Origin of the sequence: Halobacillus sp. BBL2006, from assembly GCF_000786645.1 — a bacterium.
Classification (GTDB): domain Bacteria; phylum Bacillota; class Bacilli; order Bacillales; family Halobacillaceae; genus Halobacillus.
Genome location: NZ_JRNX01000307.1, coordinates 1 through 1,688, shown reverse-complemented (window position 1 = coordinate 1,688; position 1,688 = coordinate 1). Strand labels below are relative to the sequence as shown.

Sequence of the window (1,688 nt, the reverse complement as noted above, 5' to 3'; positions counted from 1 at the left end):
CATTGTAAATAAAATGGACTTAGAACCTAAGTTAAGTATTGATCGAGTCCGTGAATTAGCCGGTGATCATCCGGTCATCTCAACCGCTTTGATTAAAGAAGAAGGAATCGATGAACTCGAACAAGCGATCGCCAACACATTCTTCGAAGGAGACCTGGATGCTGGAGACATGACATATGTATCCAATGTCCGCCATGTCCAGCTGCTTAAGCAAGCGCAACAAGCACTTGAAGATGCACAAAACGGCATGGAGATGGGCGTTCCATTAGATGTCGTTCAAATTGATGTCACCAGGACTTGGGAGATTCTCGGAGAAATCGTCGGAGATACCATTCACGAAAGCTTGATCGATCAGTTGTTCTCGCAGTTCTGTCTTGGAAAATAATTATCAACAAAGGAGAGACAACCAAATGACATATGATGCAGGGCATTATGATGTAATTGTAATTGGTGCCGGTCATGCCGGGGTTGAAGCTGGGTTAGCTGCCGCAAGACGTGGGGCAAAAACCTTAATGCTTACACTGAACCTCGATCTGGTTGCGTTTATGCCGTGTAACCCTTCCATTGGCGGACCGGCTAAAGGAATCGTTGTCCGGGAAGTAGATGCTTTAGGCGGCGCTATGGGGAAAGTGATCGACAAAACTCACATCCAAATGCGTCTATTGAATACAAGAAAAGGTCCAGCTGTGCGTGCCTTGCGTGCCCAAGCTGATAAGCCTCTTTATATTAAAGAAATGAAACGAGTACTTGAAAATCAGGAAAACTTGACGTTGAAACAAGGAATGGTTGAAAAGATCCTTGTAGAAGACGACGAAGTTAAGGGTGTCGTTACAGAAACGAAGGCAGCTTTTTATGCTCCGACTGTAATCGTTACAACGGGAACCTTCATGCGTGGGCGTGTCTTAATTGGTGATTTATCCTACGAAAGCGGGCCGAATAACCAACGTTCCACAGTTTCGCTATCAGAGCAGCTTGAAGAACTCGGCATTGAAATGGTTCGCTTCAAGACGGGTACACCGATGCGTGTAAACAGTAAAACTGTTGATTATTCGAAAACAGAAATTCAACCAGGGGAAGAAGAGCCACGTTCGTTTTCCTATGAAACGACAGAATTTATTACAGATCAAATTCCATGCTGGTTGACTTATACAAATGAAGAAACCCATCGAATCATTGATGAGAATCTGACGTTGTCCGCGATGTATTCAGGTGCAGTGCGAGGGACTGGTCCGCGTTATTGCCCTTCCATCGAAGATAAAATTGTTCGTTTCAATGACAAACCGCGACACCAGATCTTCCTCGAGCCAGAGGGACGGGACACGGAAGAAGTTTACGTACAGGGACTTTCAACATCCTTGCCAGAGTATGTCCAAAATGAAATGATGCGAACAGTGCCTGGGCTTGAAAAAGCCGAAATTATGCGTGCTGGCTATGCAATTGAATACGATTCTGTCGTGCCGACTCAGCTGTGGCCGACGCTTGAAACGAAAAATATTTCAGGTCTATTTACAGCCGGTCAGTTAAATGGAACATCAGGATACGAAGAAGCGGCTGGACAAGGCTTGATGGCAGGTATTAATGCGGCTGCCAAGGCATTGGACATAGAGCCTCTCGTGCTGGATCGTTCTCAAGGATATATCGGCGTAATGATTGATGATCTCGTTACGAAAGGGACTGACGAGCCATAT

At 45.4% G+C, this 1,688-nt stretch carries 1 protein-coding gene and 1 pseudogene; both read left to right on the top strand.

The window, feature by feature from the left end; genetic code table 11:
* Window positions 1-385, top strand: a pseudogene (locus LD39_RS09845) (tRNA uridine-5-carboxymethylaminomethyl(34) synthesis GTPase MnmE); the annotation flags it as partial.
* 25 nt (window positions 386-410) lie between these two features.
* A partial coding sequence (gene mnmG, locus LD39_RS09840; protein ID WP_035545698.1) for a tRNA uridine-5-carboxymethylaminomethyl(34) synthesis enzyme MnmG occupies window positions 411-1,688 on the top strand: 1,278 nt, incomplete at its 3' end.